18 protein-coding genes and 1 pseudogene are annotated in these 19833 nt (G+C 67.2%); 10 read left to right on the top strand and 9 right to left on the bottom strand.

Going from position 1 to position 19833, the window contains the following annotated elements; all coding sequences use genetic code 11:
* The first annotated feature begins 11 nt into the window (after positions 1–11).
* The 6 genes and pseudogenes from FB390_RS09645 to FB390_RS09625 all read left to right on the top strand — a co-directional run bounded on the left by FB390_RS09645 (position 12) and on the right by FB390_RS09625 (position 3835).
* A complete protein-coding gene (locus FB390_RS09645) occupies positions 12–380 on the top strand; it encodes a VOC family protein (protein ID WP_141808653.1) in 369 nt (122 codons plus the stop codon).
* Positions 381–493: 113 nt separating this feature from the next.
* Positions 494–946, top strand: coding sequence for a MerR family transcriptional regulator (locus FB390_RS09640; protein ID WP_141808652.1), 453 nt, complete (start codon positions 494–496; stop codon positions 944–946).
* The gene (locus FB390_RS09635; protein ID WP_141808651.1) at positions 943–1962 is read left to right on the top strand and encodes an aldo/keto reductase; all 1020 of its coding nucleotides are present in this window, start codon (positions 943–945) and stop codon (positions 1960–1962) included. The genes FB390_RS09640 and FB390_RS09635 overlap by 4 nt, the downstream gene beginning before the upstream one ends.
* A gap of 104 nt (positions 1963–2066) precedes the next feature.
* Positions 2067–2519, top strand: a pseudogene (locus FB390_RS34720) (carboxymuconolactone decarboxylase family protein); the annotation flags it as partial.
* On the top strand, positions 2499–2849 hold the full coding sequence (locus tag FB390_RS34715; RefSeq protein WP_342780441.1) for a GNAT family N-acetyltransferase: 351 nt from the start codon (positions 2499–2501) through the stop codon (positions 2847–2849). The pseudogene FB390_RS34720 and the gene FB390_RS34715, both read left to right, overlap by 21 nt.
* Positions 2846–3835, top strand: coding sequence for a pirin family protein (locus FB390_RS09625; protein ID WP_141808649.1), 990 nt, complete (start codon positions 2846–2848; stop codon positions 3833–3835). Before FB390_RS34715 ends, FB390_RS09625 begins: the two co-directional genes overlap by 4 nt.
* Before the next feature lie 67 nt (positions 3836–3902).
* On the opposite strand, the gene FB390_RS09620 is transcribed toward FB390_RS09625, so the two are convergent.
* Positions 3903–4382: an SRPBCC family protein gene (locus tag FB390_RS09620; RefSeq protein ID WP_141808648.1), complete on the bottom strand. Its 480-nt coding sequence runs from the start codon at positions 4380–4382 to the stop codon at positions 3903–3905.
* Positions 4379–4711, bottom strand: coding sequence for an ArsR/SmtB family transcription factor (locus FB390_RS09615; RefSeq protein ID WP_141808647.1), 333 nt, complete (start codon positions 4709–4711; stop codon positions 4379–4381). The genes FB390_RS09620 and FB390_RS09615 overlap by 4 nt, the downstream gene beginning before the upstream one ends.
* A gap of 233 nt (positions 4712–4944) precedes the next feature.
* Between FB390_RS09615 and FB390_RS09610 the strand changes: the two genes are divergently transcribed.
* A complete protein-coding gene (locus tag FB390_RS09610) occupies positions 4945–5415 on the top strand; it encodes a PaaI family thioesterase (protein WP_141808646.1) in 471 nt (156 codons plus the stop codon).
* 93 nt (positions 5416–5508) lie between these two features.
* Entirely contained in the window at positions 5509–5775 is a 267-nt protein-coding gene (locus FB390_RS09605) for a hypothetical protein (RefSeq protein ID WP_141808645.1), read from the top strand.
* Here the strand turns inward: FB390_RS09605 and FB390_RS09600 are convergent.
* Positions 5759–6406, bottom strand: a complete 648-nt coding sequence (locus FB390_RS09600; protein WP_141808644.1) for a DUF8020 domain-containing protein — start codon at positions 6404–6406, stop codon at positions 5759–5761. The genes FB390_RS09605 and FB390_RS09600 overlap by 17 nt on opposite strands.
* Positions 6407–6527: 121 nt before the next feature.
* Positions 6528–6992: a MarR family winged helix-turn-helix transcriptional regulator gene (locus FB390_RS09595; protein WP_185756983.1), complete on the bottom strand. Its 465-nt coding sequence runs from the start codon at positions 6990–6992 to the stop codon at positions 6528–6530.
* An 85-nt stretch (positions 6993–7077) separates the two neighbouring features.
* Between FB390_RS09595 and FB390_RS09590 the strand changes: the two genes are divergently transcribed.
* Entirely contained in the window at positions 7078–7449 is a 372-nt protein-coding gene (locus FB390_RS09590) for a VOC family protein (RefSeq protein ID WP_141808643.1), read from the top strand.
* A 361-nt stretch (positions 7450–7810) separates the two neighbouring features.
* Here FB390_RS09590 and FB390_RS09585 read toward each other — a convergent pair whose 3' ends face one another.
* The gene (locus tag FB390_RS09585; protein WP_141808642.1) at positions 7811–8485 is read right to left on the bottom strand and encodes a hypothetical protein; all 675 of its coding nucleotides are present in this window, start codon (positions 8483–8485) and stop codon (positions 7811–7813) included.
* A 555-nt stretch (positions 8486–9040) separates the two neighbouring features.
* Between FB390_RS09585 and FB390_RS09580 the strand changes: the two genes are divergently transcribed.
* A complete protein-coding gene (locus FB390_RS09580) occupies positions 9041–10201 on the top strand; it encodes an AAA family ATPase (protein ID WP_221639237.1) in 1161 nt (386 codons plus the stop codon).
* Positions 10202–10466: 265 nt separating this feature from the next.
* Here the strand turns inward: FB390_RS09580 and FB390_RS09575 are convergent, their stop codons facing one another.
* From FB390_RS09575 to FB390_RS09560, 4 genes are all read right to left on the bottom strand, one after another.
* A complete protein-coding gene (locus tag FB390_RS09575; RefSeq protein ID WP_141808640.1) occupies positions 10467–14420 on the bottom strand; it encodes a DNA-directed RNA polymerase subunit beta' in 3954 nt (1317 codons plus the stop codon).
* 109 nt (positions 14421–14529) lie between these two features.
* Positions 14530–18021, bottom strand: coding sequence for a DNA-directed RNA polymerase subunit beta (gene rpoB, locus FB390_RS09570; RefSeq protein WP_141808639.1), 3492 nt, complete (start codon positions 18019–18021; stop codon positions 14530–14532).
* 478 nt (positions 18022–18499) lie between these two features.
* On the bottom strand, positions 18500–19180 hold the full coding sequence (locus FB390_RS09565) for a hypothetical protein (RefSeq protein ID WP_141808638.1): 681 nt from the start codon (positions 19178–19180) through the stop codon (positions 18500–18502).
* On the bottom strand, positions 19177–19812 hold the full coding sequence (locus FB390_RS09560) for a hypothetical protein (RefSeq protein WP_246123938.1): 636 nt from the start codon (positions 19810–19812) through the stop codon (positions 19177–19179). Before FB390_RS09560 ends, FB390_RS09565 begins: the two co-directional genes overlap by 4 nt.
* Positions 19813–19833: the final 21 nt, after the last annotated feature.

Below are 19833 nucleotides of genomic sequence, written 5' to 3'. Positions count from 1 at the left end.
ATGCTGACTCGATGGATTGGAAAATCGAACTCGTCGCGATTCCCGTCACCGACGTCGACCGAGCCAAGGATTTCTACACCCGCATCGGCTTCAACGCCGACCACGACCACTCGCCGAGCGAGGACATCCGCTTCGTGCAGCTGACCCCGCCGGGTTCTGGCTGTTCGATCTGCATCGGTCGCGGCATCACCGAGGCCGCTCCCGGCAGCGTCGAGGGCATGCAGATGGTGGTCGCCAGCGCCGAGAAGGCCTATCAGCAGCTGGTCGAGGCGGGTGTGGACGCCACCCCGGTTCAGGACCTCGGCTGGGGCCTGTTCACCTTCTTCAGCGATCCCGACGGCAACAAGTGGGCCGTCCAGGAACTGCCGAAGTACAACTGATCCCCTTCTCACACGTCGTGCCGAACGCCGCGGGCTGTCGGCAGAATCGGTGTTGCTTGGAGTGCACTCCAGGTGATTAGCGTCGTTCGGGTTCGACGAAAGGGGCGAGAGCAGTGAGCGTAGCGGCACGTAGCGTCGGTGACAGCGAGCGGGAACGGCCGAAGTACTCGATCGGCGAGGCCGCCGAGCGATCGGGCCTGAGCCGCGACACGTTGCGTTGGTACGAGCGGATCGGGTTGATGGACTACATCGGCCGCGACCACACGGGCAAGCGCCGGTTCAGCGATCGGGACCTGGAGTGGCTCGACCTGATCGGCAAGCTCCGCACGACCGGCATGTCGGTCGCCGACATGCTCCGCTACGCGGAGCTGGTGCGTGCCGGGGACTCCACCTTCCCCGAGCGGCTCGCGATGTTCCGTGAGACGCGCGCCGAAGTACTCGCCAAGATCGCCGAACTGCAACAGACCGTGGCCGTGCTGGACTACAAGATCGCCATCTACGAGGGCAGATCCGCCGTCCGGCCGGCCGCGCGTACGACGGACCACAGCGAAGGGATCAAGGCATGACCACCACCGACACGCTCCCCACCACCGCGCTCGGCGCGGGCGGCATCGAGGTGGGGACGCAGGGCCTGGGTTGCATGGGGATGAGCGAGTTCTACGGCGAGTCCGACCTCACCGAGTCGCGCGCCACCCTGGACCGGGCGCTGGAACTCGGTGTCACCCTGTTCGACACGGCCGACATCTACGGCTCCGGGCACAACGAGGAATTCCTCGGCGATTTCGTGCGGGCCAATCGCGATCGGGTGGTGCTCGCCACCAAGTTCGGCATCGTCCGCAAGGCCGACGACCCCACCTACCGCGGCATCGACAACTCCCCCGAGTACATCCGCGCCGCCGTCGACGCGAGCCTGCGCAGGCTCGGCATCGAGGTCATCGACCTCTACTACATGCACCGCCGCGATGTGCGGGTGCCGATCGAGGACACGGTGGGCGTCCTCGCCGAGCTCGTCGCGGCAGGCAAGGTGCGCGCGCTCGGCCTCTCCGAGGTGACCGGCGCGGAGCTGCGCGCGGCGCACGCCGTGCACCCGATCGCCGCGGTGCAGTCGGAGTGGTCGCTGTTCTCCAGGGACGTGGAGAACACCGCGGTGCCCGCTGCCGCCGAACTCGGCGTCGCCTTCGTCCCGTATTCGCCGCTCGGCCGCGGCTTCCTCACCGGGTCGTTCAAGGCGGCGGGCGAATTGGCCGACGCGAACGACTTCCGCAGGGCGATGCCGCGCTTCACCGGCGACAACGCGGCCCGCAACGCCGAACTGCTCACGCCGGTGCGCGCCATCGCCGAGGCGCGCGGCGTGACGCCCGCGCAAGTCGCGCTGGCCTGGGTGCACAGCAGGGCGGCCGCGCACGGCCTGCCGGTGATCCCGATTCCCGGCACCCGCAGCCGCAAGCGCCTGGCCGACAACGTGGCCGCCGCCGCGCTCACCTTGTCCGCCGACGAGCTCGCGACGCTCGAACCGATCGCGGCGCAGGTAGCCGGAAACCGGTACGCGGACATGTCTTTCACTTCCGCCGGACGGGAGTAGGACACTTCGCGCGATCGTCGCCCGGCCCGGCAAACGGCCGGGCGGCGGTCGCCGTTCGCAGTGAACGGTGACATGTCAACCAATTGCGACTACGATTCGACACTATGAACCTCGACAACCGGGTGTGGGTCGACAAACAAACACCCGTCGCTTACCGCGCCCTGCTCGCCACGGCGAAAGAGGTCAGGGCCGCGGCCGCGGCGGCCGGGCTCGACCGCAGACTCGTCGAGCTGGTCAACGTGCGCGTTTCCCAGCTCAACGGCTGCACGCACTGCCTGGACGTCCACCACCGGGCGGCGCTGCGGGCGGGCGCCACCGAGCAGGAGATCGCGGTCCTGTCCGGCTGGCGGCGCGGCGGACCGTACTCGGCGCTCGACCGCGCGGCGCTCGCGCTCGCCGAGGTCACGGCGCTTCTGCCGGATGAAGCGACACTCGAGCGTGAGTACGCTTTGGCACGAGAGCATTTGTCGGATGACCAGATGTCGGTAATCGTCTGGGTGGCCACCACGATCGGCGCGTTCAACCGCGTATCGATCATGAGCAAGCACCCGGTCCGGGCGCAGAAGGAGGAGGCAGCCATGACAGATCTCGCGGAGATCAAGGTCGCGCGCAATGCCGAGCAGAACCGCTACGAGATCTTCTACGGCGGCGGGCTCGCGGGCTTCACCGAATACGTCGAGCGCGGCAACGACAGCGATTTCGTGCACACCGAGATCGACAAGGCCTTCGAGGGCAAGGGTCTCGGCAGCAAGCTCGCCAAGGAAGCGCTCGACGACGTGGTCGCGCGCGGCCGGACCATCACCGCGCACTGCCCGTTCATCAAGGCGTACGTCGGGAAGCACCCGGAGTACGAGCAGCACATGACCGCCAAGAGCGGCCAGCGGTGAGCGATCTCGATCCGCATCCGGCGGAGTCGGTGTGCGAACCGGCGCCGGGCCCCGGCCCGGTCGCCGAGCTCTACCCGGCGCGCGAGGTGCCGTTGGGCGGCGTGCGCGGCGTTTTCGTGGAACGGGTGCTCCCGCAACGGGATCTGCCCACGGTCGGCGCGTGGTGTTTCCTCGACCATTTCGGCTCGCCGACCGTCACCAAGACCGGCGCGCCGCCGAACATCGAACCGCACCCGCACATCGGCCTGCAGACGGTGACCTGGCCGTTCGAGGGACGCATCCGGCATCGGGACTCGGTCGGGTCCGATGTCGAGATCAATCCGGGCCAGCTGAACCTGATGACCTCCGGCCGCGGCATCGCGCATTCCGAGTACGGCGACCCCGAAGCCCCCGCCGGCCACGGCCTGCAGCTGTGGATCGCGCTGCCCGGCCATCGCACCGGCATCGACCCGCACTTCGAACAGCACCGGGACCTGCCGGTCTACGAGGCCGATGGCATGCGCGCCATCGTGCTCATCGGCTCGTTCGCGGGACTGACATCGCCCGCCATGGCCTACACCCCGATCGTCGGCGCCGACGTGCGGATCGATCCCGGCGCCGAGATCACCATTCCGCTGGACCCGGCCTTCGAGCACGCGCTGCTGGTGATCGAGGGCGAGGTGACCGCCGCCGACACCGAGGTCAAGCCGGGTCCGCTGCTCTACCTCGGTTCCGACCGCACCAAGCTGCGGCTGGTCAGCGGCACCGGTGCGCACCTCGCGCTGATCGGCGGCGAGCCGTTCGGCGAGGAACTGGTGATGTGGTGGAACTTCGTGGGGCGCAGCCACGAAGAGATCGTGGCCGCTCGCGAGGACTGGGAGAACCGCCGCGTCGACCGATTCGCCGACATCGCCGGTCACCCGCCCGAGCAGCGCATCCCCGCGCCGCCGATGCCCGCGTTGCACCTGAAGCCGCGCAAGCGGCGCATCGGCGTGGATCGTTCCTGAGGCACAGTCGATCCCGGCGCTTTCCACGCGGCCCCCGCTCCATCGCGGGGGCCGCGTGCGTCTCGGCTCAGGCGGACTTGGCGAGCAGTTCGTCCAGCACCCGGTAGCTGGCGTTGAGCCCCTCGGACATGCCCGACTGCAGCATGCCGTCGCGCTCTTCCGGCGTGTGGAACTGGCTGACGGTGACGACCTTGGTGCGTCCGTCGCCGAGATCGACGAAGGTGGTGGCGTCGATGGCGACGTGCGCGGGCATGCCGTCCCACTCGAAGGACTGCACGATCCGCTCCTTCGGGGTGATCTCTCGGAACCGCCCCTCGAAGCCGTGCGAACCGTCCTCGGAGTTCTCCACGAAGCGGTAGTGGCCGCCCTTGCGGAATTCCCAGCGCTCCACGTCCATTCGATTGCCACGCGCCCACCACTGGACCAGCTGCTCGATCCGGCTGTAGGCGTCCCACACCCGGTCCAGCGGGGCGTCGAAGATCCGCTCGACGTGGATCTCCCGGTCGACGGGAGTGGTGATGTCGGCGTCGCGGGTTGTCGTGCTCATTGGTCTGGCTCCGTTCGTTCGAGGAATTCACCGAGACGGTCCATCCGGGCTTCCACCATCCGCCGATAACCCTGCAGCCACGCCACTTCGCGGTCGAAGACGTTCTCACCGAGTCGGCAATACCTGACCCGGCCCCGCTTCTCCGTGACGATCATTCCCGCGTCCTCCAGCAGGCTGATGTGCTTCTTGATGCCGGTCAAGGTCATCTCGAAACGCTCGGCCAGTTCGCTGACGGTCGCGGGTCCGCGGCCGAGGCGCTCGAGGATCCCACGTCGGGTGGGGTCCGCCAGCGCCCCGAACGAGGCGTCGAGGAAGTCATACTGAACCATCAGGTTCAGTATTGTGCGTCCGCTTTCCCGAGTCAATACCCGTGCGCGAATTCGATCGGCGGCTGCCACCCTTCGGATCGCGCTCGCCGCCGACGGCCACGCGCACTCGGCGTCGGCGCGTTCGCAGCCCGCGCGGGCCGCGCCGCCTTGAATGCGCACTCGGAGTGGACAAGTGTCGCCAGGCTGGGTAAAACTGGAACACGTTTCAATACGGCGGCTCGGTGGGAGTTCGGATGGACAGCGCGACCATGGGTGATCTGGTGATGGCCGGGTTCCAGAAGCTGGGGTTCATCCAGTACGCGGGCATCGAGGGCGTGGAGTTCGACGCGGGCCGCAATGTCGTCGCCATCGCCCCGCGCGCCGAACACCTCAACCACAACGGCGATCTGCACGCCGCCGTGCTGTTCGGCCTGGCCGAGACGGCCGCGATGGGGGCAGCCGTCTCCGGCATCGTCGACCTGATGGGCGAGACGTTCATCGTCGCCCGCGACGGCCGCATCGAGTATTTGGCGCGGGCCAAGGGTTCCGCGGGCCCCTTCCACGCCACCTCGAAGTTCGACGCGGGGACCCTCGAGCGCCTTCGCTCGGACATCGCGGGGCGCGTCGCGGTGGAGCTCGAGGTTCCGGTCGAGATCGCCGACGGCTCCGGAAAGCCGGTTGCCGCAGCGGCTTTCACCGCTGTCATCAGGCCGAAGCGAAACTAGGCGTACTTCCGCGTTCGCTCCGGCCATGCGCGCTTTGCGTACCTCCGGCCATACGCGGGTTACCGGCGGGCTGCGTCCGGCTGCCAAGTAGGCGTGAAGGTATCAGCGTTAGCTGTCCAGCAGCGCCATCTGCGCCACCGCGTACCGCTCCCCGACGACCCCCTCGGCCGGGACCGCCGCTTCGATGCTCGCCAGTTCGTCGACGTCGAGCCGCGGGCTGGAGCGGCACAGCGACTGCTGGTCTACTCGCCGCGGCCGGGGACCGACGCCGCCGAGAAGATGGAACTGCTGCGGGTCGTCGGGACGCAGGAGCTCACCCCTGCGCCCTCGAACGAGGCGTCACTCAGGGCTGGCCGGTGAGGTACGCCTGGGCCGCGTCGATGGCGGGCTGACCGCCCGCGTGGTAGAGCCCGGCGAACGCGCCGATCACGCCGCCGACGACGGTGGTGATCGGGACCGTGATGAAGTCGAGAACGAACAGGCCCAGTGGGAATCCGACCAGGAAGCCGATGCCCGCGCCGATGGCGGCGCCCGCGAGGATCTGCGGCATCGCCTTCTCCGCCTCGGCGAAGAAGCGCTCCTGCGAACCGATCTCGCGCACCGGGGTTTCCGACATCGCGGCGGGCGCGAGGGTCAGCCGGGTGCCCGCCTCGTCCACGGTCGGCGTGAGATCGACGCGGTGGCCCTCGATGTGCAGGGTCATCGGCAGGGCGGCGACGATCTGGCCCGCCCGATCGGCGATGGTGACGATACGGTCGTCGTCCACGAGACCGAAGGTGCCCTCTTCCAGCGTGGTCACGGTGGAGCGGCGGTCCTCGGCGACGGCGACGCGGTAGTCGATCTCGTGGAAGGCGCCGCTGAGGTTCAGCGCCGCCGCGGCCGGTGCGGTCTGCGCGGGCGGTTCCGTGGGCTCGGCGTGCACGACGCCCGACGAGAGACCGGTGGCCGCCAGTGCCAGCAACGCCGTCGCGGTGATTCTGCTGATCCTCATCCTGTGCTTCCTGTCGCGCCGTCCGGTTCACTTTGTCCGGTTTGTCCGCCGACAACTTACCGGCCGACGGGCGGCTTCAGAAGAGCGTCAAGACAATTGGGTGTGATCTAACAAACCCGGCTCAGTCGCGCAGTTCGGCGCTGAGGCGCTGGAGGTAGCCGGCGAAGCGGCGGCGGTCGTCGGCGGGCCAGTCGGCGGTGAGCTCGGCGAAGACGGTCCGCTGCCATTCGCGGGCGTCGGCGAGCAGGCGTTCGCCGCGTGCGGTGAGACGCAGCGCGGTGCGGCGGCGGTCGACCTCGGATTCCGATCGGGCGATGAACCCCGCCGCGGTCGCGTCGCGCACCATGCGACTGGCGCCGGACTGATCGAGGCCGAGTTGGTGCGCGACAGCGGTGACGGTGGGTTCGCCGTCCTGCTCGGTCGCCGTGGCCACGGCCTCAACGACCTGGATGTGCTGCACATTCCGCAGTTCCTCGGGAAGGCGGGCCGAGCTGCGGTTGATCCACCGCCGGGACCAGAACCGGACCACCTGGAACAGTGCGGGTCCGCCATCGATGGCGGTGTCCGGGGTGGAGGTCCTGTTCATGAGGTTCAGGGTAGTCGCACGCCGGTCATTGCATGCGAATCACATGTAATATGTATGCGTATCGCATTCGATTGTGGAGGTTGCGATGTCCATAGTCCTGAATCACACGATCGTCCGCGCCGCCGACAAGAACGCCGCGGCGACGTTCTTCGCCGAACTCATGGGATTGACGGTGGGTGCACCGACAGGACCTTTCCTGCCCGTGCGGGTGAATGCCGACCTCACGTTAGATTTCGACGACCGCGGGCCGGTGACGCCGGAGCACTACGGGTTCCTGGTCGATGACGACCGGTTCGACGCGGTGCTCGCGCGGCTCGAGCGGTGGGCCGACGTGCGATACGGATCCGGGCCCGAGCAAGGGTGGGATCGCGAGATCAATCGGCTGGCGGGTGGACGCGGGGTGTACGTGCTCGCGCCGGATGGGCACAGCTACGAGTTGTTCACCGCCGCGCCGTAGGCGCAGGGGTTCCGCCGTCGAGCAGCGGTTCGTACCACCGGGCCGCACGCTGGCCAGTGAGGCACGGATCGGCCACGAATATCTGCCCACGCCGAAGCCAGCGGATGCTCAACCTACGTCCGCACACAGCCCACCGCAGCGACGTTCGGCATCCGGGCCATCGAAACGGGCGCAGGGACCGGACTTTCGAGCACAGCACTGGCTACAGGGTGGTGGGCAGCCTGCCGAAGGCCCGCACGGTTGCCGATCAATGCGCTCCGACGGGGGCAACGCACTGGCGGTGCACCAATTCGCCCTGGCCTAGTCGGACCACTACGCCCGCAGCGGCGAGCACCGCACGGCGGCTCGCCTAGGTGAGAGCTCATCCGGCGGCGCGCAGGCGGATCTCGTTCACCAGGCTGAGCAGGGTGTCCAGTGTCGCGGGTGGGCCGGTCAGCCTGGCGAAGGCGAGGGTGTCGACGGGGCCGCCGGTGTCGGCCGCGAAGGCGTAGGTCATGGCGACGCGCACCCGGGGCTCGCCGTCGATGTCGGCCGGGGATTCGGTGAACGCGGTCGCGGAATCCGTTGCACGCCAGTGCGGTTCCGGTCCGATGAGTTCGGTTCGGAAACCGGCCTGCTCCACGTCGCGACAGGGCGCGAGGCAGGAGTGCACGCCGATCCAGCCGCCCGCCCGGCTCCCGCCGCGCTCGTCGGCGCAGGTCCACACCACATCGGCACGTAATCGCTTACTGCCGCCGATACAGCCCCAGGTCTCCGGAACGTCGAAATCGAACGGCATCCCGCGCAGTCCGCGCATCGGCGCCAACCGCGCACGCGGGCCGTACGTCGGCCCGGCCACCGGACCGGGCGCACCGTCACGCACCAAAAGCACCGTCGACCGCCGCGGCACCTCCCTCGGCAACGCGGTGGGCATCCCCTGCGGCGGCGGCCCGATCACCGACGTCGCGGGCCCGGAACCGGGCTGCTCCACCCGCCGCTCCGCCTCCCACAACGCCGCCACCCCCACGCACAACGCCACCGACACAACCGAACTCACCAGCGCCCCCGCCGCCCGCCCACGCACAATCCCCCGCCGCAACGAACGCCACCCCAACGCACTGCCGCCCACGAACGCGCCCCCTTACGCACACTCAGCCGTCCGGGCCGCCCCGACACCGAACCAGCGCCAAGCCGTGCCACATCTTAACTGCGCCACCACCTTTCAGTAGCGACAACGAAAATCGCGGACTGACACCCTCCTTGCGGAAACGCCTCGAACCTAGGTATAAGCGTAGTTATAAGAAGTATAGTTATATGGGTGACGGCCACACGGAAACCCCAGCGAGTATTCGATCGCGACCGGGAATGGGATGGGCTGCTGCGTTTCGCCACCTCGCCCAGCCCCGACGTGCGACTAGGCATCGTCAGCGGCCGTCGCCGACAGGGCAAGACCTTCTTGCTCGACGCGCTGTCCGAGGTCGTAGGCGGTTTCTTCTTCACGGCAACCGAGGCGACCGAGGTCGAGGCCCTCGAGCGCTTCGGTCGCGCCGTTGCGCGATACGCGGGTGGCGGGCGCTACATCTTCCGCGATTGGGAAGAGGCGCTCGAGCGGTTGTTCGCCGTCGTCGCCGCCGATCTGATCATCTTGGACGAGTTTCCGTATCTGACCAAGGCCACGCCCGCACTGCCTTCGCTGCTCCAGCGGGCGTTGGACCCGCGCGGACCGGCTCGCACGGCGGGCTCACGCATCCTGCTGTGCGGGTCGGCCATGTCGGTGATGGGCGGGCTGCTGTCCGGGAGTGCACCGCTGCGCGGGCGAGCGAGTCTGGAACTGGTCGTCAAGCCCCTCGGCTATCGCCAGGCGGGCGAATTTTGGGGAATCGATGACCCACGCTTGGCCGTGCTCGTCCATTCGATCGTCGGCGGCACCCCCGCCTATCGCCGCGAGTTCGTGGCAGGCGACGCCCCCGAATCGCTCGCGGACTTCGATTCGTGGGTCTTGCGAACGGTGTTGAACCCGCAGGTTCCGCTGTTCCGCGAGGCTCGCTATCTGCTCGCCGAGGAAACCGAGATCCGCGACGTGGCCCTGTATCACGCGGTGTTGGCCGCCATCGCCAACGGGAACACCACGCGCGGCGGCATCGCGAGCGCGATCGGCCGTAGCTCTACCGATATGGCGCATCCCCTTGCGGTATTGGAGGATTCTCAGCTGATCGTTCGGGAGGCCGACCCTTTTCAGAAGGGTAAGCCCGTCTTCCGGATCGCCGAACCGCTGATCGTCTTCTACGAAGCGATCATGCGACGTCACTGGACGCCCCTCGAACGAGGCAATCAGGCTGCGGCGTGGCAGAGTTCGCAGGCCACCTTCTTTTCCCAGGTGGTCGGGCCGCATTTCGAGACGATCTGCCGGGAGTGGGCCATGTCGGTGGGACCCGAGGTCTTCGGTGAACTGCCGGGACAAGTGGCAGGCGCGGTGGTCAAGGACCCGGATCGGCGAAGCCAGATTCAGATCGACGTGGCAGTCCTCGCGCCCGAAGAACCAGGACGCCGCCGCCGAATCCTGTCGCTCGGCGAAGTGAAATGGGACCGCACGATGACGGCCGGACACCTGGACCGCCTCACCCGTGCACGAGACCTTCTGTCCGGCAAGGGATACGACGTGTCCGATACCATCCTCGCCTGCTACAGCGGTGCGGGATTCGACCAGAACCTGCGCTCCTCTCCAGAAAAGCCGCTACTGGTCGATCTCGAAACACTCTATGCCCGCGAATGATTCGCTGTAGGAGATGGCTTCAGGTGGCGCAGAATCGCGCGCATGCCCTCGGCGGTCACGTCGACATCACTGTCCAGGTCGGGCCGCACAGCATCAAAGTGGCTTGACCACAGCGCATTCGACAGCGCCATACGGGATGAACTCCTGAACACCCAGCCCAGCTCCAGCTCTGTTCGAAAGGCCGGAAGCTTCTGACACATCCGAAAAGCGAACGGCCCCCGCTCCGGGAAGGAGCGGGGGCCGAATGCCTATCGGTGCCTACCGATTACCGGTAGTCGCTGAATCCGTAGTCGTCCAGCGGAACCGCGGCACCGGTGGTGGTGCCGAAGCTGTCCGGGCTGTAGTAGGTGTCGTCGTAGGACGGCACCGCGTACGCCGCGGCACGAGCCTCTTCGGTCGGCTGCACCTGGATGTTGCGGTAGCGGTTGATGCCGGTACCGGCCGGGATCAGCTTGCCGATGATCACGTTCTCCTTGAGGCCGATGAGCTTGTCGGAGCGGCAGTTGATCGCCGCGTCCGTCAGGACTCGGGTGGTCTCCTGGAAGGACGCCGCCGACAGCCACGAGTCGGTGGCCAACGACGCCTTGGTGATACCCATCAGCACCGGGCGACCCGAGGCGGGCTCGCCGCCCTCGGAGACCACGCGACGGTTGGAGGACTCGAACTCGGAACGCTCGGTGAGCGAACCGGGCAGGAACTCCGTGGCGCCGGAATCGATGATCGTCACGCGACGCAGCATCTGGCGCACGATGACCTCGATGTGCTTGTCGTGGATCGACACACCCTGCGAGCGGTAGACCTCCTGGACCTCGTGGACCAGGTGGATCTGCACCTGACGGGGGCCCATCACGCGCAGCACCTCGTGCGGATCCGCCGCGCCTTCCAGCAGCTGCTGGCCGACCTCGACGTGGTCACCGTCGGAGAGCAGGCGCTCGGTGCCGTCGTCGTGCTTGAACACGCGCAGACGCTGACGCTTCGAGAGCTTGTCGTAGACAACCTCTTCACCACCGTCGTCCGGGATGATGGTGATCTTGTAGAAGCGGTCGTCGTCCTCGAGCCGCACGCGACCCGAGACCTCGGCGATCGGCGCCTTGCCCTTCGGCACGCGAGCCTCGAAGAGCTCCTGAACACGCGGCAGACCACCGGTGATGTCGTCACCGGCGACACCACCCTGGTGGAAGGTACGCATGGTCAGCTGGGTACCGGGCTCACCGATGGACTGCGCGGCGACGATGCCGACGGCCTCGCCGATGTCGACCAGCTTGCCGGTCGCCATGGAGCGGCCGTAGCAGGTCGCGCACACGCCGGTGCCCGTGGTGCAGGTCAGCACGGAGCGGACCTTCACCTCGGTGATGCCGGCCTCGAGCAGCGCCTCGATGGCCGGGTCGCCGAGGTCGGCGCCCTTGTTCACCACGACGTTGCCGGACGCGTCCAGCGCGTCGGCGGCGAGCGTGCGAGCGTACGCGGAGGTCTCCACGTGCGCGTCGCGGATGATGGTGCCGTCGAGCTGCTTCTCGGCGATCGGCACGACGATGCCGCGCTCGGTGCCACAGTCGTGCTCGCGCACGATGACGTCCTGCGAGACGTCCACCAGACGACGGGTCAGGTAACCCGAGTCGGCGGTACGAAGCGCGGTGTCGGCCAGACCCTTACGAGCGCCGTGGGTGTTGATGAAGTACTCCAGAACCGTCAGGCCCTCACGGAAGGAGGACTTGATCGGCCGCGGGATGAACTCACCCTTCGGGTTCGTCACCAGGCCCTTCATACCGGCGAGGGTACGGGTCTGGGTGAAGTTACCCGTGGCGCCCGAGTCGACGATCGTGATGATCGGGTTGTCGGCCGGGTAGTGCGCGCGCAGCGCCTTACCGACCTCTTCGGTCGCCTCCTGCCAGATCTTGACCAGGGCGTTGTTGCGCTCCTGGTGATCGAGCGCACCACGCTGGTACTTCTTCTCGATCTGATCCGACTGCGCCTCGTAGCGCTCCATGATCTCGGCCTTCTCCGGCGGAACGAGAACGTCCGACATGGAGACGGTGACACCCGAACGCGTGGCCCAGTAGAAGCCGGCGTCCTTGAGCTTGTCGACGGTCTGCGCGACCACGATCATCGGGTAGCGCTCGGCGAGATCGTTGATGATCGTCGCCTGACGCTTCTTCGGCATCTGCTCGTTGATGAACGGGTAGTCCGCGGGCAGCAGCTCGTTGAACAGCACCCGGCCCAGCGTGGTCTCGGTGGTCCACGCGTCGCCGCGCTGCCAGCCCTCCGGGAACAGCTCCGCCTCGACGTCCTTCGGCGGACGCTGGGTGGTGAGCCGCACCTTGATCTTGGAGCGCACGGTCAGCTCGCCGCGGTCGACCGCCATCTGCGCCTCGGCGGGCGAGGAGTACACGCCGAACTCCGGCTGACCATCCGACGCGGGCTTGTACTCGCCCTTGGCGCCGTCGACCTGACGGGTCAGGTAGTACAGGCCGGTCACCATGTCGAGACGCGGCATGGCGAGCGGACGACCCGACGCGGGCGACAGGATGTTGTTCGAGGACAGCATCAGGATGCGAGCCTCGGCCTGCGCCTCCGCCGACAGCGGCAGGTGCACGGCCATCTGGTCACCGTCGAAGTCGGCGTTGAACGCCTCACAGACCAGCGGGTGCAGCTGGATGGCCTTGCCTTCCACCAGCTGCGGCTCGAAGGCCTGGATGCCGAGGCGGTGCAGGGTGGGCGCACGGTTCAGCAGCACGGGGTGTTCGGCGATGACCTCTTCGAGGACGTCCCACACCTGCGGCCGCTGCCGCTCCACCATCCGCTTGGCGGACTTGATGTTCTGCGCGTGGTTCAGGTCGACCAGGCGCTTCATCACGAACGGCTTGAACAGTTCGAGCGCCATCAGCTTCGGCAGACCGCACTGGTGCAGCTTCAGCTGCGGACCGACGACGATGACCGAACGGCCCGAGTAGTCGACGCGCTTACCGAGCAGGTTCTGACGGAAGCGGCCCTGCTTGCCCTTGAGCAGATCGGACAGCGACTTGAGCGGACGGTTGCCCGGTCCGGTGACCGGGCGGCCGCGGCGGCCGTTGTCGAACAGGGCGTCGACGGACTCCTGCAGCATCCGCTTCTCGTTGTTGACGATGATCTCGGGCGCGCCGAGGTCGATCAGTCGCTTGAGGCGGTTGTTGCGGTTGATCACGCGACGGTACAGGTCGTTCAGGTCCGAGGTCGCGAAGCGGCCACCGTCGAGCTGAACCATCGGCCGCAGCTCCGGCGGGATCACCGGAACGGCGTCGAGCACCATGCCCATCGGCGAGTTGCCGTTGGCCTGGAAGGCCGCGACGACCTTGAGCCGCTTGAGCGCGCGCAGCTTCTTCTGGCCCTTACCGGTGCGAATGGTCTCGCGCAGGTTCTCGGCCTCGGCCTCGATGTCGAAGTTCTCCATCAGCTTCTGGATGGACTCCGCACCCATGGCGCCGGTGAAGTACTCGCCGTAGCGGTCGGTCAGCTCGCGGTAGAGCACCTCGTCCACGATGAGCTGCTTGGGGGCCAGCTTGGTGAAGGTGTTCCAGATCTCCTCGAGCCGGTCCAGCTCGCGCTGGGCACGGTCACGGAGCTGGCGCATCTCGCGCTCGCCGCCGTCCTTGACCTTGCGGCGCACGTCGGACTTGGCGCCCTCCGCCTCCAGCTCGGCCAGGTCGGCTTCCAGCTTCTGCGCGCGGGCCTCGAGGTCGGCGTCGCGCTGATCGGCGACGGCCTTCTTCTCGACCTCCATCTCGGCTTCGAGCGTGGAGAGCTCGTTGTGACGCAGCTCCTCGTCGACGCCGACGATGACGTACGCGGCGAAGTAGATGATCTTTTCCAGATCCTTCGGCGCCAGGTCCAGCAGGTAGCCGAGGCGCGACGGCACGCCCTTGAAGTACCAGATGTGGGTGACCGGCGCGGCCAGCTCGATGTGGCCCATCCGCTCACGGCGCACCTTGGCGCGGGTGACCTCGACGCCACAGCGCTCACAGATGATGCCCTTGAAGCGGACACGCTTGTACTTACCGCAGTAGCACTCCCAGTCCCGGGTGGGACCGAAGATCTTCTCGCAGAAGAGGCCGTCCTTCTCCGGCTTCAGCGTGCGGTAGTTGATGGTCTCCGGCTTCTTCACCTCGCCGTAGGACCACTGGCGGATGTCTTCGGCGGTGGCAAGGCCGATCCGGAGTTCATCGAAGAAGTTGACGTCTAGCACGTAACTTCCTTTCCCCTGTGCGGGTCGAATTCGAGCAAAAGTTCACTAGTTGGTTGTTCGCGATGGGCGCGGACGTCGTCGGTGACCGAGTTCGTCCGCGCCCGACCGCCTAGTTCGCCAAATCGTCGACGGTGGCCGCTTCGTTCCTGGACAGGTTGATGCCCAGGTTCGCCGCGGCGCGCTCCAGGTCCTCGTCCTCGCCTTCGCGCAGCTCGATCGCGGCGCCGTCCGAAGACAGCACCTCGACGTTGAGGCACAGCGACTGGAGTTCCTTGAGGAGCACCTTGAACGACTCCGGAATGCCCGGCTCCGGAATGTTCTCGCCCTTCACGATCGCCTCGTAGACCTTCACGCGGCCAACGACGTCGTCGGACTTGATGGTGAGCAGTTCCTGCAGGGTGTAGGCCGCGCCGTAGGCCTGCATGGCCCAGCACTCCATCTCACCGAAGCGCTGACCACCGAACTGCGCCTTACCACCGAGCGGCTGCTGGGTGATCATCGAGTACGGGCCGGTCGACCGCGCGTGGATCTTGTCGTCGACCAGGTGGTGCAGCTTCAGGATGTACATGTAACCGACCGCCACCGGGTACGGGAACGGCTCACCGGAGCGGCCGTCGAACAGGGTGGCCTTGCCGTTGTCGTCGACCATGCGCTCACCGTCGCGGTTCGGCAGGGTCGAGGACAGCAGACCGGTCAGCTCCTCCTCGCGGGCGCCGTCGAACACCGGGGTGGCGATGTTCGAGTTGGCGGGCGCGCCGAACATCTCCTCCGGCAGGCTCTTGGCCCAGTCGGGGTTGCCCTCGACCTGCCAGCCCGCCTTGCCGATCCAGCCCAGATGGGTTTCCAGGATCTGGCCGATGTTCATACGACGCGGCACACCATGGGTGTTGAGGATGATGTCGACCGGAGTGCCGTCCGGCAGGAACGGCATGTCCTCGGTCGGCAGAATCTTGCCGATCACACCCTTGTTACCGTGGCGACCGGCGAGCTTGTCACCGTCCTGGATCTTGCGCTTCTGCGCCACATACACCCGCACCAGCTCGTTCACACCCGGCGGCAGGTCGTCCTCGTCATCACGGGAGAACACCCGGATACCGATGACCTTGCCCGACTCACCGTGGGGCACCTTCAGCGACGTATCACGCACCTCACGCGCCTTCTCACCGAAGATCGCACGCAGCAACCGCTCCTCCGGAGTCAGCTCGGTCTCACCCTTCGGGGTCACCTTGCCGACCAGGATGTCACCATCACGAACCTCGGCACCGATACGCACGATGCCGCGCTCGTCCAGATCGGCGAGCACCTCATCGGACACATTCGGGATGTCGCGGGTGATCTCCTCGGCCCCCAGCTTGGTATCCCGGGCGTCGATCTCGTGCTCCTCGATATGAATCGAGGTGAGAACATCCTCTTCCACCAGGCGCTGCGACAAGATGATCGCGTCCTCGTAGTTGTGACCCTCCCACGGCATGATCGCCACGAGCAGGTTCTTACCGAGGGCCATCTCACCGTTCTCGGTGCACGGACCGTCGGCCAGGACCTGGCCCTTCTCCACCCGCTGGCCCTCGTCCACGATGGGCCGCTGGTTGGAGCAGGTGCCCTGGTTCGAGCGAGCGAACTTCCGCATCCGGTAGGACTTGCGGGTGCCGTCGTCGGCCATGACCGTGACGTAGTCCGCGGAGACTTCCTCGACCACACCGGACTTCTCGTTCACGACGACATCGCCGGCATCGGTCGCGGCGCGCAGCTCCATACCGGTGCCCACGATCGGAGCCTCGGAACGGATCAGCGGCACGGCCTGACGCTGCATGTTCGCACCCATGAGGGCGCGGTTGGCGTCGTCGTGCTCGAGGAACGGGATCATGGCGGTCGCGACCGACACCATCTGGCGCGGCGAGACGTCCATGTAGGTCACCTCGGTCGGGGCGACGAACTCCATCTCCTCGTTGCCGCGGCGCGCGAGCACCCGCTCCTCGAGGAAGTTGCCCTCGGCGTCGACCGGCGAGTTCGCCTGGGCGCGGACCTCGCGGTCCTCCTCGTCGGCGGTGAGGTACTTGACCTCGTCGGTGACCTTGCCGTTGACGACCTTGCGGTACGGCGTCTCGATGAAGCCGAACGGGTTGACCCGCGCGTACACCGACAGCGAGCCGATCAGGCCGATGTTCGGGCCTTCCGGGGTCTCGATCGGGCACATGCGGCCGTAGTGCGACGGGTGGACGTCTCGGACTTCCAGGCCGGCGCGCTCACGGGACAGACCACCCGGGCCGAGCGCCGAGAGACGACGCTTGTGGGTCAGACCCGACAGCGGGTTGTTCTGGTCCATGAACTGCGACAGCTGGGAGGTTCCGAAGAACTCCTTGATCGCGGCGACGACCGGACGGATGTTGATCAGGGTCTGCGGCGTGATGGCCTCGACGTCCTGAGTGGTCATCCGCTCGCGGACGACGCGCTCCATGCGGGAGAGGCCGACCCGGATCTGGTTCTGGATCAGCTCGCCGACGGTGCGCAGGCGACGGTTACCGAAGTGGTCGATGTCGTCGACCTCGACCGGCACCTCTTCGCCGCCGGGCGCGGTCATGACCTTGTCGCCCGCGTGCAGGCGAACCAGGTACTCGATGGTGGTGACGATGTCTTCCCGCGTCAGCACCGAACCGATGACCGGCTCGTTGAGGTGGATGCCCAGCTTCTTGTTGATCTTGTAGCGACCGACGCGAGCCAGGTCGTAGCGCTTCTCCTTGAAGAACAGGTTCTCCAGCAGGGTCTGCGCGGACTCCTTGGTCGGCGGCTCGCCCGGACGCAGCTTGCGGTAGATGTCCAGCAGCGCCTCGTCCTGACCGGCGGTGTTGTCCTTCTCGAGGGTGGACATCATGATCTCGGAGAAGCCGAAGCGCTCGACGATCTCCTCGGTGGTCCAGCCCAGCGCCTTGAGCAGCACGGTGACCGGCTGACGGCGCTTGCGGTCGATGCGCACGCCGACGGTGTCGCGCTTGTCGACGTCGAACTCCAGCCACGCGCCGCGCGACGGGATGACCCGCACGCTGTGCAGGTCCTTCTCGGTGCCCTTGTCGATCGTGTGATCGAAGTAGACGCCCGGGGAGCGGACCAGCTGCGAGACGACGACACGCTCGGTGCCGTTGATGATGAACGTGCCCTTGTCGGTCATCATCGGGAAATCACCCATGAAGACCGTCTGGCTCTTGATCTCGCCGGTGTTGTTGTTGATGAACTCCGCGGTGACGAACAACGGCGCCGCGTAGGTCATGTCCTTTTCTTTGCACTCGTCGATCGAGGCCTTGACCTCTTCGAAGCGCGGATCCGAGAAGGACAGGGACATGGAGCCGGAGAAGTCCTCGATCGGCGACAGCTCCTCGAGCACCTCCTCGAGTCCACCGACAAGGCCGACGTCGCCGCGAGCGGCCGCGCGCTCGCGCCATTCCGACGAACCGACCAACCAGGAGAACGATTCCGTTTGTAGATCGAGAAGACCCGGCACTTCCAAGGGTTCACGGATCTTCGCGAAGGAGACCCGCTTGGGGGCTCCAGGGATACCGGCAACTGCCTTGGTCTGGGTGGAGACTGCCAAGATGCGTCCTTCCAGCACCTCACGCGCGTCGCGTGGTGGTCCGCGACCGTCGCTTGCTTCTGCTACGAATTCCGCTGGTCACAACCCGAACGAAACCCGAACAGGCAACAACGGAAGTAACACCGGAAGGCGAAACTTACGTGTGCGAATCGAGGTATGGACAGGAGGCAGCCAGCGCAAAGTCCAAACCTACACCCCTAAACACGGGGGTGTCAAAGTACCACCCGTGTGATCCTCCACGCCGCTGGCGCGCCGTGGCCTTGGCCACCCCTGGCCATTGGTCGCACGCACGCCGCGTCGTGGGCAAGCGGCCTGTCCGCCGACCCCGCGCGGGCGATGCCCGGCACCCGGATCGCTGGCTGCGTCGAGGGCCACGGGGCGGCTGAAACCACTTGTGACAGCTGCCGCTGTTGTGAATAGCGTGACGGGTCGGGCGAAACTCGTCAAGTGCCCGGCCCGACCTGCCCCCGCCGGAATACGGTCGCTCGGACCAAGATCACTGGTCGACGATGCCGCTGGCCAGCCAGCGACCGTCCACCTTCTGCATCCGCAACACCACGGGACCCGCCACGCTCTGCTGGGCGACGCCGTCCTTGGTGGCGCTCACCACGAGATTCACCAGCAGTTCGGCGCGATCCTCGGTGAGCATCGTCACGCCTATCGGATCGGCCTTCGCATCGGCGCTGGTCCGGGCCTGGCGGATGGCGTCGACCGTGGTGGCGGCGAACTGGTCGAGATCGGCGAGCATCTCGCCGGTGACGACTCGGCGCACCGCGGCCTCGTAGCCGTCGATGTGTTCGATGTCGTAGCCGTAGATCGTGCGCAGCGCGTGGTCGGCGGCGGCGCGCACCTCCTCGGTCGCGCTGGTGTCGAGCAGGGCCCGGTTCTCGTCGGGTACGCCGGGACGTTGCGCCGCGACGACCGCGAATCCGGCCAGCAGCACGGCCGCGACGAGCGCTGCGGCGACGGGAGCCAGTGCACCCACCGGCCGAAGGCGAGGCGGTGTGAACCGGCGCGACCGACGCTCGGCGGCGACGGCCTGCTTTTCCCTGGTCGGGACGTCGCGCGGCGCGGTCGGACGCGCCGAGGTGACCTTGGGCCTGCGCGTCGGACGCGCGGCGGGCTGAGCGGTGCGCCGTTTCGGCGTGACGCGGTTGACCGGGCGGCGGGTGTTCATCGCGGTCCCTCCTGCGCGGGCGCGCCCTCGGTCGGTGCGGGCGCGGCGGGCGGGTGCGCCCCCGGCTGTCCGAGCCCGGCCGGACCGGGCCCCTCCAACAGCACCGGCTGGGTGAGCGAAGCGACCTGCTCGGCCTTCCAGACCTCGCCGTCCTTGGTCATGTCCAGGCTCCACGTGTAGCGGTAGTCGGAGACCGACTTGTCCGGCTTCGACTCCGTCACCTGGAGCACCACCAGCGCCGAGGCCTTGTCCCGTTCGCTGTTCAGCGAGGTGAGCGCGGCGCCGAGCACCTTGGACTTCATGGCGACGCCCGCCTGCGCGGCCATCTGCTCGGACTGCGGCCGATTCTTCTCGGCCGACTCCAGGATCGGTCCCGTCATCGAGGACCTGGCCAGCGCGAGCGAGCCTGGCACGTCGTCGAGGTTCATCGAGGTCATGTTGAGCGCGGCCTGTCGCGCGGCGTCCAGCGCGGAATCGCGCGCGTCGGCGCGCGGGCCGTCGGTGAAGAATGCCGCGCGCACCCAGCCTCCGCCGAACCACAGCGCCGCGACGAGCGCGACGGCGAGCGCGCCGAGCGCCAGGGCGGTCACTGCGACCGGTGGACGGCCCGAACCGGACAGATCAGAAGTCACAACTCAGCACCATAACGTCAT

It is taken from the genome of Nocardia bhagyanarayanae, from assembly GCF_006716565.1.
In the GTDB taxonomy this organism is placed as follows: Bacteria; Actinomycetota; Actinomycetes; order Mycobacteriales; family Mycobacteriaceae; genus Nocardia; species Nocardia bhagyanarayanae.
This window is presented reverse-complemented; position numbering and strand designations above follow the sequence as displayed.